A 13,052-nucleotide genomic window follows, 5' to 3' on the forward strand; every position below is an offset into this window, starting at 1 on the left:
ATCGAAGCTGTCGGGCCGGGGCTAGCTGCTGAGGATCTGCTGGGAGGCCTGCTCTTGCTGCTCGTAGTTGTTGGCGTCGCGGATCAGGCCGTCACGCACTCCGTGCAGCATGTTCACAATGTTGCGGAAGGCCTGGTTCATCTGGCCCATAGTGTCCAGCGAGGTGGCCTCGGCCAGACCGCTCCAGCCTGCGCCGGAGATGTTCTGCGAGGACGCCCACATCCGGCGTGCCTCGTCCTCAACCGTCTGAGCGTGCATCTCGAAGCGGCCCGCCATGTCCCGCATCGCGTGCGGGTCGGTCATGAAGCGTGCGGTCATGGTTCCTGTCTCCTTATCTCGCAGTCTGCAGTTTCAAGAGTTCTAGCATGTGATTGGTGCGGTGGTAGCCCTTCGCGGAATACATTACGGCGCGCCGGTTAATTACCGGCCTCAAACGAGTGACATATCCCCTTTTCTTGGCCGGTTCTTACCGGGGCTACACGACGACCTGTTTGGGCATGACGATCGGCTTGAAGCCGTAACGCGGCCCGGCGTAGGCGCCGGCCCCCTTGGCGGCCGCCGCCATCCCGGGCATCCCGGCCATTCCGGAGACCGGTCCGGCTTCCTCCGGGACGCTCCAGCCGCTGCCGGACAGCAGGCTGGCGGCCGAAGCCGCCGCCGGTGTGGCGCTCGACCAGCTGGCCGGCACCGACAGGCTGCCGACCAGTGATGCCTCGCCCAAACCGGCCGAGACCGCTCCGGCGCCGGCCGGTGCGACCGTTTCCGCCAGCCCCACGCCCGCTGCGGCGGCCGCGCCGGCGGCACCCTCGATGGCTCCGGCGGCTGCCTCCGTCGGCGCGAGGGCGTTGGAGAGGAATATCGCGTTGGGAATCGCGGCCATGACGAACCATGCGGCGGTGTTGATCACCCCGTTGCAGATGTTGGCCACCATCGGCATGGCGAGCAGGTCGTCGATCGCCTGCATGACTCCGGTCAGCCCCGTTGCGTCGGCAACTGAGGTGAGTGGGGAGGCGAGGCTCATCACCGCATTGGGCACGTCGGTGATCAGACTGCTCAGACCGACCTGGTTGACCGTGGCAGCCGCGGCGGCCTGACCGACCGCGGCCGACTGCGCGGCAACCCCGCCCGGGTTGGTGGTCTGCGACGGCGTGGTCAGCGGGTTGAGTGTTCCGGCGCTCGCCGAGGAGGCCGCATAGGCGTACATGGCCATGGCGTCTTGGGCCCACATTTCCATGTAATGAGCCTCGGTGGCCATGATCGCCGGGGTGTTGATGCCCAGGAAATTCGTTGCGACCAGCGCAGCGAGCAGCGTCCGGTTGGCGGCGATGATCGGCGGCGGAACCGTCGCGGCAAACGCCGCCTCGTATGCCGCCGCGGATGCCATGGCCTGCGCGCCGGCACGCTCGGCCGCGGCGCCGGTGTACGTCAACCACGCTAGGTAGGGCTGGGCCGCGGCGGCCATCGACAGCGATGCCGGGCCCAGCCACTGCTCGCCGGTCAGCAGCGTAACCACCGACTCGAAAGAGGCTGCCGTCGCGGACAACTCGGCAGCCAGACCGTTCCAGGCTGCCGCGGCGGCCAGCAGCGGTCCGGCGCCGGCACCCGCATACATGCGCCCGGAGTTGATCTCAGGAGGCAGAGCGGCAAAATCCATTGTTTACCAATCCTTTTGAGTTAGTCTCACTCGTTGATTTGTGCAATTGCGCTGTGCGCAGCGCCTATACGCTCACCGGTTTGGGCATGACGATGGGTTTGACGCCGTAGCGCGGCGCACCGAATCCGGCGCTGTTGCGCGCGGCCGAGGCCAACCCCGGCACGCCGGGGTAGAGCACACCGGGAGCGGCTTGTGGGGCGGCGGCGGTCCAGCCGGCGCCCTGCAGCGCTCCGGCGGTTGTGCTTGAAACCAGGGTGGCCTGCCCGGCCCAGCTGGGCGGCACCGACAAGAGACCGATCGACGACGCCTCGCCGATTCCGGCAGCGACGGAACCTCCACCGAGCACCGCCTCCGCTGCACCGATTTCGGCCAGAGCCGCTTCTCCGCCGAGTGCGGCGTCGGCCGCAGCGGCCTCTTCGGCGGGTAGCAGTCCACCGCCGGCCAAACCGAGCAGGTTCGATGTGGAGGACGCCCAGTTCCCCATCCCGATGTTCATCATGTTGGCCATGCCACCGTTGAACGAGTCCGGAACCGCCGAGGAGCTTCCTTGCATAAGACCGCTCATGCCCGACATGAGTCCGGAGAACGGCGAACCCGCGGCCACCGAGTTGAGCGACTCAGTGGCGCCATAGGTGCCGGCGCTGAACCCCAGGGTGTTCACGAACATGTCGTGCATGGCCGCAGCCTCGGCGCTGACCTGCTGGTAAAGGGTGCCGTAGGCAGTGAACAAGGCCGCCTGCAGCGCCGATACCTCATCGAGAGCCGCCGGAGCGATGGCCGTGGTGGGTGCGGCGGCGGCTGCGTTCTGCGCGGTCAATGAGGTACCGAGTGCACCTAGCTGCGTTGCCGCGGCTGTCAACTCTTCCGGCACTATCTGCAGGAATGACATTGGTTGCTCCTAATGTGAAACATGGCGACCTTTTGACTCCCCGGGTCAACCCTGTGTGTTTGCGTAATGACCCCTGTGTATTGGCGTAACGCTAACCAGCCACGGCTCCACAGTCGCCGCCGAAAGGCAGGGGGTGACTAACGTTTACGGCCTCTTAACGCCGACGCGGGCAGTTTTAACAAGCTCCTTGCGGGCGATACGGCTATGTCATATGACCCAGATGGGCTGCCACTGCGGCCCCGGCGCGCGGCGGGCGATCCTACTCAAACTCCGACCCTGGCGCACGCTAGTGTTTTCTGAGTTCGTATCCAGGAGCGGATATCTCGTGCCCGGCGTCCGCGCGCTACATTCGCCGCCTGGCCCCCATAGCCCAATTGGCAGAGGCAGCGGACTTAAAATCCGTCCAGTGTCGGTTCGAGTCCGACTGGGGGCACGGTATAACGCCTAGTCAAGGGTCTATTGTCGGTGCCACTGTCGCTCGGCGGACGGGGGAACCGGCGCAATACCGGCGTGTGGGCGACCCGCCGCGACGGTAGCTAACTACCGCGCTCCGCTGGGATGCTGGCCACTGACGAGTCGCGCTACATCACCGGGCAAAACTCGTCATCGATGCCGGTTCATTCGCGACGGGAACGGCTGTTCTCGTCGCGAGGACGATGCGATCAAGGAACTGATGGGCGGCTGATATGCGGTTCACCTTCTGGGACTCGATGACGCGTTCGGAGTATCTGCCCTGCCTCGTGACTGCGGCGGAATCTGCGGGGTATCACGGGTTCGCCATCCCCGATTCCATCGGCTATCCGCAGCATTCCGATGCTGTGTACCCGTATACCGCAGACGGTGACTGTAGCTTCCTGGAGGGCAAGGAGTTCATCGAGCCGTTCGTGCTCGCCGCTTACCTCGGAGCGATCACCCGACGCATCCGCTTCAACACCTTCGTGGTGAAGTTTCCGGTCCGTTCACCCGTACTGGCTGCGAAGGAGGCGTTCTCGGTGGCCACACTGACCGGCAACCGCCTCGGCCTCGGAGTCGGCATCGGTAGCAGTCCGTATCCCGACGACTATTTGATGGCCGGCGTTGACCCTGCCCACAAGGGCGCCCGTCTCGACGAGGCGATCGACATCTTTCGGGGGCTGGAGTCCGGGCAGTTCTGTGAGTTCCACGGCCGCTTTTATGACGTGCCGTCGATGAAGGTCTGTCCGGTGCCCACTCACCCCATTCCGTTGTTGATCGGCGGCCACTCGGAGGCCGCCCTGCGGCGCGCGGCGACTAAAGCCGACGGGTGGATGCACGCGGGCGGTCCGAACGACATGCTGGAGTCGATGCTGGTCAAACTGCGGATGTTTCGCGCCAAGGCGGGAAAGTCGAACGAGCCCTTCGAGATTCATGCCGCCAGCCCCGATGGCCGCTCGGTTGACGGACGCAAACGGCTGGAGGGCCTGGGTGTCACCGACGTCATCGTGGGTGTCCGAAATCCCTACACCAAGGGTGAAGATCCGCAGCCGCTGGCGGACAAGGTGGCCAAACTCGAGCGCTTCGCCGACACCGTCATCACCAAGGTCAACCCCTGAAAGGACGTCGTGAAAAACCTTTTCTACTTTGACTGGCGCACCTGGTGGGCGATGGTCCGCCTGGTTCGCTTCGAGCAGGACCCTGCCCGGCGTCGGCGCCAATACCGCACCCTGTGTGTCGTCGTCCCGGCCATGGCGCTGCTGCACACGGTGACGTTCGCACTCGACCCGATCGTCTTCCCGGTGTTGCGACGCACCGACGTCCGACAACCCGTCTTCGTGGTGGGTCACGCCCGCAGCGGCACCACCTACATGCACCGGATGCTCGCCAATGACCCCCGGTTCTCCTATGTCCTGCTATGGGAGATGTTTTTCCCGTCGCTCATCGAGAAGAAGGTGTTGCGGGCGGTGTTGCGGTGGGACCAGCGGCTGGGTGGCCGGCTGTGCAGGCGCATCGACGCCCTCGATGAATGGCTTTTCAGCAAGAGCAACCAAGTTCACGAGTCGGGGCTGTTCGCACCGGAAGAGGACGAGTTCCTGCTGACGATGTCGTGCGCCTCAGGCTACTGGGTGGTGCAGTATCCCCGGGCTCAGCACCTGGACTTCTACTACGTCGACGACCGGTGGCCGGCGCGCAAGCGCCGCCGCGTGATGCAGTTCTACAAAGAGTGTGTGCGTCGCCAACTGGTCCTCAATGGTCCGGGCAAGACGCACCTGTCCAAGGCGCCGATTCACTGCGGCCGCGTCGAAAGCCTGATCCAGACCTTCCCGGACGCCAAATTCGTTGTGCCGGTGCGCAATCCCTACGAAACGATCCCGAGCTTCCTGAAGCTGATGCAGTTTGCCTGGTCGGCCCGTAAGCAATCGGAGCGCGACATGCAGGCGTCGTTCCGGTCGTTCGTGGAGTCGTCGTATCACTACTACCAGCACCCGCTGGACGTCCTCGACGCCCACCCCGAGGTGCCCAGCGTGATCCTCAACTACCGCGACCTGGTGACCGATCCGTCCGGCACGATGCACCGGGTGTACGACAAGCTCGGTCTCGACATGGCCCCAGAGCAAGAGAAAGCGCTCGCGGCCGAGAAGGGGCGTGAGTACCGATCCGGTCACTCCTACAGCTTCGAAGAGTTCGGCCTGGAAGCCGACGGCATCCGCACCCATCTGGCGCCGTTGTTCGATCGGTTTGGTTGGGAGGCTGACCGTGTCGGATGACCACGCCGCCGCATTGCGCGGTGCCTGGGACGAGATGATCGAGCGGTTGGGTAGGGCGCGAGACGCCCTGGAATCTCCCGAGTTATACGCTCCGCCGCAGTCCGGGCCGCGCGAGCTCGCCGAGGGCTATCGCTATCTGCTCGGCTTCGTGCACTCGGCTGTGGAGCGTGCCTTCTTCGGCGATCCCGCGTTCGCGTACTTCCGCCGCGCCATCGGGGCGCTCGACAAGGCAACCATCGACAATGCCGACGCGATGTACCTCTCGACTCCCATCGACGGCCGGTATGAGTACCGGATCACCGGCCAGGTCCAGGACTCACGCCACTGGCGCGGTGAGCCGCCAGCGCCGTCGGGTGCCATTGCGCCGCAGTACCTCATCGTCGAGGCCCATACCGGCTACGCCGGCGACACCGGCGACCTCGCTGAACTGCAGCCGGGCGTGCGCGGCAACACCGGCAAGCTGGACTCCGCCGAGCTGGCTATCGGGCAGGACGGACGTTTCGACATCCTCCTGGCCCCCGAGCGGCCAGCCGGGTACGAGGGCAATTTCATCTCCACCCAACGCATTTCAAAGGGCTCCGATGTTCGGTGTTTCGCGGAGTACGTCACCGTGCGAGCGTTGTATCACGACTGGGACCGCGAGGAGGCCCCCGTGCTGTTGATCCACCGGCTCGACAAGGTCGGTGAACATCCGCCCGCGCTGGACCCGGCCACCGCGGCCGCCGCAATGCGCCGCGTCGGCGAGATCGTCGACAACCAGACCAGGTTCTGGAACAAGTTCTACGACGTGGTGCTCGAGGCGCACGGAGATCGCAACGGTGACGGGCTGACCTTCATGCCGCGCAACGGCTTCAACGCCCCGGCCGGTGCGTCGCTGGCCACTGGCGGAGGACAGAGCACCAACGTCTACTCCGGCGGGATGTACGACCTGGCCGAGGATGAGGTCCTGCTCATCGACACCGAAGTGTTCGAGCCGCCCGCCTACATGGGCTTCCACCTGGCCAACGTCTGGGGCGAGTCACACGACTACGCCAACCACGTCAGCAGCCTCAACGGCACCCAGGCCCGCCGCGACGACGACGGGCACTACCGCTACGTCGTCGCCCACCGCGACCCCGGTGTGCCCAACTGGCTGGATACCACCGGACTACGCCGGGGCTTCATGACCATGCGTTGGACCTATTCCCAGCCGACCGAGCGGCTGCCCGTGGTGACGGTGCGCAAGGTCGTTTTCGACGAGATTGACGATCACCTACCCGCGTCGACACCCAAGTTCTCGCCAGCGGACCGGCGAGAACAAATACGTGTCCGTCAGGAACACGTCCAACGCCGCTACCGGCAGTACTGAGTGGGACGACGGGCTCGAACCGCAACGCCGAACGATCCGGCGACTGGGAATCCATCGAGGATAGGCAGAGGGCCTCGACACTCTGCATTGAGGTCCAAAGTCCCTGTACGAGGAGCGCCTCAAAGAACGAGCGTGGCTTCATGATTCGTTTGAGCTGCATTGTTGCCGCCATTGTTGCGACCGCCGTGAGCACCGCCGCGCCGGCCAGCGCCGACCCGCTGAGCGACTTGACGGGCTTGCTGCCGGCAGGCTACGGCAGCGGCGTATGCAAACCGACCGCTGCTGGGGCGGCACTTGCCGCTGTGAGCTGCGGGGCCAACTCACTGCCCGGCGGCCCGACGGCGGCAACCTATTGGCTGTTCGGCGATGACAAAGCGATGCAAGAGGCATTCGCGTCCGCCTTGAGTGGTCCAGATTGGACGCCTGCGGCGTGTCCCGGCATGCGATCGTCTCTTCCCATTCCGCTAACGAAATCCGACGGGGCCAGATACGGGTCGGTGGTCTGCGGACGTGCGAGCACCTTCCTGCCCGACCGAGATGGCGGCATCGCGTGGACGCGAGACGCCGACAAGCTTCTCGGCGTGGCGTACGTGGGATATCAGGGCCAGGCGTATCCGGCCGGTCTGTTCGAGTGGGTGCGGGCGCAGCAGAGCTAGAGTCCTTATCGCGCCGGCGGCGCCCAGGCAAAGCTGTCCACGCCGGTGTCGACCCGGGTAGGGCTGCGGTTGTCGAGATCCGTTACCACCAGCCAGTTGCCGGAGGAAGTGTCCAGGTAGGCGACGAAGTCGCCGGCACCCCACACCGGTGCCTGGGCGGCATTACAAACGCGCCCTCCGCGAGGCGAGTCTTGGCAGGTCAACATCACCGCGACGTCGGTGACCGTTGTGCGCGGCAGCGACGAACCCGCGTCGAGAACCTGGATCGTCTTCGATGGATCGGCGTCGCCTCGCCCGGCACGTTGCGTCGTGAACGCCACGGCGCCGGAGCCCAAGGCCGTGATGTCGCCGTAGTACGAACCCGGCTTGGTGAATAGCGGAGTGGGTGCGGGCAGCTTCCCGCCGGTTTCGGCGGAGGCTGCCACGGAGTAGATGCCGCCAGTGCGGACGGCGAATGGGGGCACGCCCGCGTCCAGCCCGGATGCGTCACCGTTGGCGAACAGGATCTTCTGCCCATCCTTGGAGTAAGTCACCGCGAAGGCGTTCGTGTCGGTGGCGACAGGCGTGGATTCACCAACGACGGCGAGGACGTTGACATCCACCGGTCTCACGTCGCTGCGTGCCTGAACCCAGGCGATGTGGCGGCCGTCGGGCGCCCATGCGAAGCCGGATTCGGCGAACATTTTCTGTTGTGTGTGTGCGAGCCCACCGGTATCGGCCGCCGCGACCAGCAGGTAGCCGCCGTCCACCGCCCCACCGGTCGGGTTGTCGACGAAGGCAACCTGTTTTCCCGTCGGTGACCACCGGGGACTCGCGACCATTGGCGGTAGGTCGCCGCTGCCATGCGTAAGGGCGGCCGGATCCACCAACGGCCGCGGTGGACCGACGGGTGCCAGTTGCGGTGACAGGTCGAGTATCCACAGTTCACCGCCATAATCGGCGGCTGTCGCCTTGCGGACGAATGCCACGTGCGACAGGTCCGGGGACGGCGCCGGCTGCGCGTCCGCAGGTCCGTCCGTCAGCTTCCGGCCGGGGGTGCCGGCGGGTTCGCTGACGTAGAGCGATCCTGCCTTGGCGTAGAACAGCGCACCCGGTCGCATGGTCATCGGGGCCGTTGTCCCGGACGCCGCGGTGGGCGCCGGCTGCGTGGCGGGTGAATTCGTTCTGGTCCCCGGAGTGCACGCGGCCAGCGCTGACACGGCCAACAGCGTGGCCCACCAACCACTGCGGCGCCGAAACGTGGGCGTCGCCCGACTGTGGGCACCCATGCCGAACGATTAGTCGGCGTCTTCGATGATGTGCATCGCGGCTTCCTCCGCCGAGGCCGCGCCGCCGCTGATACCGACGTCCTCGGCGACCAGTTCCGCCTCGGTGTCTTCGCCGAAGCCCAGGTCAGGCGCGACGAGTCGGCCCGCTCGGGCCCGTCCGACCTCGCTGCGCCGCGGAAACTCGGCTTCGCGCTCGGCTTCGTCGGAGCGTTGCCGTTCGTCTTCGTCCAACAACACATCGATTCGCGACGCCGGATCCGGTTCTTCCTCCGCAAGCAGCTGGTCCAGTGTTTCGGAGGGGCCGAAGGCGCCAGGTGCGTACGGACGCTCCGGCGGGGAGTACCCCTCGTCGAGGATGTCGTCGACGCCCCGGTCGATCAGCGTGTCCTCGGGTTGAAGCTGATTGTCGTCTTCGGTGCCGTATTCACCTGCCGCCGGGCCGGCCCAATAGGCATTGCTCACGGTGTCCCTCCTCCAGATCCTGATCGCGCGGAATCGTTCGACTCGCGGGCAATCCACAACTTAGAGCTTTGCGAGCGTTCCGCCCTAGGGTCGTTGGGCCTTCATGGGCGGCGATGTTGGGCTCGTCGGCCATACCCGCAGCTCCGAATGAAAGTCCTATTACTGCCTACTCAATCACCGACCACTTCTCGGAGCTTTCCCATATCCCGCCCTTGCCGTACTCCGAACCTGTGCAACTGCCGCTGCGTGTCGAGTGCACCTCTCCGGGTCCCCCCCGCATCGCCACCGTCCCGTCCAAACTGAAGACATAGGTAACGGGATCCGACGTATCCGTGGTCCAGATGCACGAGCGATCCGTCTCGTCGGGGTACCTCTGGTGCGTGGTCTGCGTTCCCGTCAACGTAACCCCGGACAAAGTGCCGGTCACGGTTCCTTCATACGACTGCACCGTGTACGACGGCTCCATGCTCAGGGTGCACGTGACCGCATTGTCGTTGACGTAGCAGTCGTGCACAGCGCCGTAGCGTTGGTCGCCGATCCGGAAGTGCTTCATGGGCGGCAGGCCGATGGTGGACGAGGTGGTGCTGGCTGGTTCGTCCTTGCGGCCGTGCGCCGGCTCGGCTACCGGCCTACCCGTCGTCGTCGAGTGGCAGCCTGCAAGCCAGAGCGTGATTACCGTCGTCGCTGCGACCGCGCCCAGTGTTGCTCTAATCGCAGGCATCTGCATGATTCCCCGATTTCGGCGACAGTGCCAAACCCATGGGGGGCACATAAGCCACCGCACCCACAGATGCCAGTGCCAGTTTGGACGCCAGTCTGGTCACCATCGACTCCGTCCCTGATGCCGACCTACCGCCTGCCACCCGCAGGAATCGGGCAACCGTAACAACGCCAACCGGTTGTCAATAGAGACTTTGGGCCTCGCAAGGGTTGTCCGGGAGCGCTGTTCGACAATTTCGGGTGCTGCCTGCGAACTGAGGTCGGAAGTCCCTATTCGACGAGCGCCTCAGCGACGAGCGTGCCGTTATGATCCAACATCGCCCGCATCGTTTCCGCCGGCGCCGGGACCGTGTATTGCGATGGCGCTATTGGTTACTGGCCGGACTGGGCATGACGGTGATCTCGGTCGCGCCGGCGGCTGCCGCCCCGCCAGGGGACGACAACCCACCGCGGGATGACCTCGACCGCTATCCGCTCGCGGCCGGGCTCTACGAAGGTGTTTACGGCAGCCTCACGCCACAGACGCCCAACTTCTGGGGGTATTGGCTCTACTTCAAAACACCCGGGGGATGGTCGTGCGGCCTGGCCCCCAACGGCGGCCCGATCGGCTGCGACATGGTGCCCGCCGACGCGCCGCCGGGCACCAACCAGACCTTCGCCGATGCCGCTCATCCCGCCGGATACCGCCAGTCCAGTACTGCGACCTTCACCCGTGACGTCCCGGTGCTGCCTGCCGGTCAACGGGTGCAGACGCTTGGTGCCAGCTGCGCGATCGACGACACCGGCGCGGTGCACTGCCAGACGCAGGGCAACCACGGCTTCATCCTGTCCGCCGGCCACGGCGTGCTGTGGTAGCTGCGCGCTGCGGTTGCGGCACCGGCCATAAACTGAGCCTTCGTGGGTATGCTCTTTGGTTTTGCGCCGTGGATCGTCTACTGGGTGCTGGTCGGCAATGTCCCGTTCGAGATTGCCGTTGCGGTCGCGTTGTTGATCGCGCTGGCGGTGTTCGCGGTCGGGCGGGCCACCGACAAGCCGGGCCGAACGATTGAAATCGCTGCTGTCGCAACGTTTTCGGTACTGACGGTGCTGACCTTTGCGCTCAGTGAGTCGGTTATGGCGCGGTGGATACAGCCGTTGAGCAGCGCGGGGATCTTGTTGGGGGCGCTGGCCGGCCTGCTGATCGGCAAACCGTTCGTTCGGGAGTTCGCCGCGGCCGAGCAACCGCCCGATGTGGTCAGGACCGAGCTGTTCGACAGGATGACCGTGCGGTTGACCTGGTTGTGGGTCGCCGCGTTTGCCGGCATGACGCTGTCATCGGCGATCCCGCCGATCGTGCTGCGCGACGCTACGATCCTCGACACGAAGACGCCGTTGTCGTTCATCTGTTACTGGGTGGTCCCGTTTTCGCTGTTGGGCCTGGCGGCTCTGGCGTCTCGGCCACTGTCCGACCGGATGCTTGCCGGGGTGGGCGACGCCGTCCGGGAAACCTCCTTCGTCGCCTACGACGAAGCCACCATCGACGAGCTCTATTACCTTGCCCAGGAGCACGCCAATCGCGAAGTCGGCCCAGGTAAGGAGGCCTACAACGTCAGGGTCGGAGGGATGGGCACGCCGCTGACGGGCGACGAGTCGCGCAAGTCGTGGCCCTCGACCTACAAGGTTCGCGACAAGAAGCATTAGCAAATCTCGGCTCCCGTTACCCACGCGACAACTTCTCCTGCTAAATCATGCCCATGGCGAACACGACACGATGGTGGGTTGCGACGGTAGCGGTATCGACGGCGCTGACGGCCTGCTCGTCGAGCACGTCAGACTTCAGGGTCGCGCATCCGGGCAAGGTGGACCTGAGCACCAAGGCCGGAACCGTACTCACGATCACCCCGGACCGGATGCTGGCGGCCACCGGTGGCCTGACACCAGTGGCCTTCGGCAAGCCTGCGCACGGAAAGATCGCATACGCCGCAAACGGGGCAATGACCTACACCCCCGACGCCGGCTTCACCGGTACCGACGAACTCACCGTCACCGTCAGTCGCGCCGTCAAGACCTACGCCGAGAATCAGCTGCCCCTGGTCACCATGGGCGGCGTCGCCATCAAGGCCAGCGCGCACGGGTCCGGGATCGCCGCGGTGCCCGGGGTTGCCGACGAAATCTACGGCCTCACTGACCGCGGCCCCAACGTCGCCGGGCGTACCCCCAACGAAAAGGTGTTCCCGGTACCGGACTTCCAGCCGCATATCGCCAAGCTCAAGCTGGCCGACGGCGTGGCCACGGTCGAGCGGACGATCGCGCTGCGCGGTCCGGACGGCTCACCGTTGGTCGGGCTGGTCGACCGGCAGGCGAATACCGGCGAGTCGGCGGTGGACCTCAACGGCACGCCGCTGCAACCTTCGGACTACGGAGTCGACCCCGAGGGCTTGGTCGCCACGCTCGACGGCAATTTCTGGGTGTCCGACGAGTACGGCCCCTACCTCATCCACTTCGACGCCAATGGCAAAGAGCTGGAACGCCTTTCATCGTTCGACGGCACATTGCCCAAGGAGTTGTCGCTGCGCAGCCCCAACCGCGGAATGGAAGGACTGACCATCAGCCCCGATGGCACGATGTTGGCCGGGATCATGCAGTCGGCGTTGCAGACGCCGGGGCTGCAGGGCTCCGCAAAATCGGTGCCGCTCGCCCGTATCGTGACCGTCAACGTCGTCGACCCCCAAATCGTCCACGAGTATCTGTATCCGCTGGCCAATCCGCAGGAGACCGACGTCGCGGTATCGGAGATCACGGCGCTGAGCGCCACCACGTTCCTGGTCGTCGAGAGGGACAGCAAGGCTGCGCCCAACGCGAACAAGAAGATCTACGCGGTGGACATTGCCGGGGCCACCGACGTCGGGCCGCGCTCGACGGTGCCCGGTGCGTCGTATCAGCCCGACGCCGGCGGCCTGCTCGTCAACGGTGTTCCTATTGAGACCGCCATCGGTGTCAGTACCGATGCGGACGCCGTCGCCAAGCTCAGGGCCGCCGGGATCACCGTCGCCGCCAAGACGCTCAAGCTCGACCTTGAATCACTGCTGCGAACGCTGTCGGCCAACGGCGATTTCTACGGACACGACAAGATCGAAGGCCTCATCACCCCAGACGGTGGTAAGACACTCGTCATTGCCAACGACAGCGATTTCGGCCTGGCCGGCCTGGCTTCGACGACCCTGCCGATGCGTCTGCGGCCCAAGATCCTGCCCAACGGGACGCAGGACAATGGCGAGATCCTGGTCGTCGACACGACGGCGCTGCCGCCGAAGACGGAATCGGTGACGATCCCGATCAAAGTTCGCTGACCG

13 protein-coding genes and 1 tRNA gene are annotated in these 13,052 nt (G+C 65.4%); 8 read left to right on the forward strand and 6 right to left on the reverse strand.

The window, feature by feature from the left end; translation table 11 throughout:
- Positions 1 to 21 precede the first annotated feature (21 nt).
- From CDN38_RS19545 to CDN38_RS19555, 3 genes are all read right to left on the reverse strand, one after another.
- Positions 22 to 318, reverse strand: a complete 297-nt coding sequence (locus CDN38_RS19545; RefSeq protein WP_023367038.1) for a WXG100 family type VII secretion target — start codon at positions 316 to 318, stop codon at positions 22 to 24.
- A 157-nt stretch (positions 319 to 475) separates the two neighbouring features.
- A complete protein-coding gene (locus tag CDN38_RS19550; RefSeq protein WP_075509923.1) occupies positions 476 to 1,654 on the reverse strand; it encodes a PPE family protein in 1,179 nt (392 codons plus the stop codon).
- Positions 1,655 to 1,718: 64 nt separating this feature from the next.
- On the reverse strand, positions 1,719 to 2,543 hold the full coding sequence (locus tag CDN38_RS19555) for a PPE family protein, SVP subgroup (RefSeq protein ID WP_075509922.1): 825 nt from the start codon (positions 2,541 to 2,543) through the stop codon (positions 1,719 to 1,721).
- Between the two features lie 359 nt (positions 2,544 to 2,902).
- Here CDN38_RS19555 and CDN38_RS19560 point away from each other — a divergent pair.
- From CDN38_RS19560 to CDN38_RS19580, 5 genes are all read left to right on the forward strand, one after another.
- Positions 2,903 to 2,976: transfer RNA gene (locus CDN38_RS19560), tRNA-Leu, on the forward strand.
- 253 nt (positions 2,977 to 3,229) lie between these two features.
- Positions 3,230 to 4,114, forward strand: coding sequence for an LLM class flavin-dependent oxidoreductase (locus CDN38_RS19565; RefSeq protein ID WP_075509921.1), 885 nt, complete (start codon positions 3,230 to 3,232; stop codon positions 4,112 to 4,114).
- A gap of 9 nt (positions 4,115 to 4,123) precedes the next feature.
- On the forward strand, positions 4,124 to 5,266 hold the full coding sequence (locus CDN38_RS19570; protein ID WP_233026948.1) for a sulfotransferase family protein: 1,143 nt from the start codon (positions 4,124 to 4,126) through the stop codon (positions 5,264 to 5,266).
- The gene (locus tag CDN38_RS19575) at positions 5,256 to 6,614 is read left to right on the forward strand and encodes a hypothetical protein (protein ID WP_233026949.1); all 1,359 of its coding nucleotides are present in this window, start codon (positions 5,256 to 5,258) and stop codon (positions 6,612 to 6,614) included. The genes CDN38_RS19570 and CDN38_RS19575 overlap by 11 nt, the downstream gene beginning before the upstream one ends.
- A gap of 140 nt (positions 6,615 to 6,754) precedes the next feature.
- The gene (locus CDN38_RS19580) at positions 6,755 to 7,270 is read left to right on the forward strand and encodes a hypothetical protein (RefSeq protein ID WP_142361295.1); all 516 of its coding nucleotides are present in this window, start codon (positions 6,755 to 6,757) and stop codon (positions 7,268 to 7,270) included.
- Positions 7,271 to 7,275: 5 nt separating this feature from the next.
- Here the strand turns inward: CDN38_RS19580 and CDN38_RS19585 are convergent, their stop codons facing one another.
- The 3 genes from CDN38_RS19585 to CDN38_RS19595 form a co-directional block, all read right to left on the reverse strand.
- Complete coding sequence (locus CDN38_RS19585; RefSeq protein ID WP_233026950.1) at positions 7,276 to 8,376, reverse strand: hypothetical protein; 1,101 nt, start codon at positions 8,374 to 8,376, stop codon at positions 7,276 to 7,278.
- Between the two features lie 171 nt (positions 8,377 to 8,547).
- Positions 8,548 to 9,000, reverse strand: coding sequence for a DUF5709 domain-containing protein (locus CDN38_RS19590; protein WP_075509919.1), 453 nt, complete (start codon positions 8,998 to 9,000; stop codon positions 8,548 to 8,550).
- 166 nt (positions 9,001 to 9,166) lie between these two features.
- Positions 9,167 to 9,721, reverse strand: coding sequence for a hypothetical protein (locus CDN38_RS19595; protein ID WP_142361297.1), 555 nt, complete (start codon positions 9,719 to 9,721; stop codon positions 9,167 to 9,169).
- Between the two features lie 353 nt (positions 9,722 to 10,074).
- On the opposite strand from CDN38_RS19595, the gene CDN38_RS19600 reads away from it, so the two are divergent.
- From CDN38_RS19600 to CDN38_RS19610, 3 genes are read left to right on the forward strand one after another with little or no spacing between them, the layout of a single operon-like run.
- Positions 10,075 to 10,575, forward strand: coding sequence for a hypothetical protein (locus CDN38_RS19600; RefSeq protein WP_099319436.1), 501 nt, complete (start codon positions 10,075 to 10,077; stop codon positions 10,573 to 10,575).
- Positions 10,576 to 10,617: 42 nt separating this feature from the next.
- Positions 10,618 to 11,400, forward strand: coding sequence for a hypothetical protein (locus tag CDN38_RS19605; protein ID WP_075509916.1), 783 nt, complete (start codon positions 10,618 to 10,620; stop codon positions 11,398 to 11,400).
- A 47-nt stretch (positions 11,401 to 11,447) separates the two neighbouring features.
- Positions 11,448 to 13,049 (forward strand): esterase-like activity of phytase family protein, encoded by a 1,602-nt coding sequence (locus tag CDN38_RS19610; RefSeq protein ID WP_075509915.1) that lies wholly within the window; start codon positions 11,448 to 11,450, stop codon positions 13,047 to 13,049.
- Positions 13,050 to 13,052 lie beyond the last annotated feature (3 nt).

Source organism: Mycobacterium ostraviense (genome assembly GCF_002705925.1).
In the GTDB taxonomy this organism is placed as follows: domain Bacteria; phylum Actinomycetota; class Actinomycetes; order Mycobacteriales; family Mycobacteriaceae; genus Mycobacterium; species Mycobacterium ostraviense.

What these genes read in the sequence shown, in the direction of transcription:
- CDN38_RS19555 (WP_075509922.1), bottom strand. Translation starts at nt 2,543, where the DNA reads ATGTCATTCCTGCAGATAGTGCCGGAAGAGTTGACAGCCGCGGCAACG.
- CDN38_RS19595 (WP_142361297.1), bottom strand. Translation starts at nt 9,721, where the DNA reads ATGCCTGCGATTAGAGCAACACTGGGCGCGGTCGCAGCGACGACGGTA.
- CDN38_RS19550 (WP_075509923.1), bottom strand. Translation starts at nt 1,654, where the DNA reads ATGGATTTTGCCGCTCTGCCTCCTGAGATCAACTCCGGGCGCATGTAT.
- CDN38_RS19565 (WP_075509921.1), top strand. Translation starts at nt 3,230, where the DNA reads ATGCGGTTCACCTTCTGGGACTCGATGACGCGTTCGGAGTATCTGCCC.
- CDN38_RS19545 (WP_023367038.1), bottom strand. Translation starts at nt 318, where the DNA reads ATGACCGCACGCTTCATGACCGACCCGCACGCGATGCGGGACATGGCG.
- CDN38_RS19580 (WP_142361295.1), top strand. Translation starts at nt 6,755, where the DNA reads ATGATTCGTTTGAGCTGCATTGTTGCCGCCATTGTTGCGACCGCCGTG.
- CDN38_RS19610 (WP_075509915.1), top strand. Translation starts at nt 11,448, where the DNA reads ATGCCCATGGCGAACACGACACGATGGTGGGTTGCGACGGTAGCGGTA.
- CDN38_RS19585 (WP_233026950.1), bottom strand. Translation starts at nt 8,376, where the DNA reads ATGACCATGCGACCGGGTGCGCTGTTCTACGCCAAGGCAGGATCGCTC.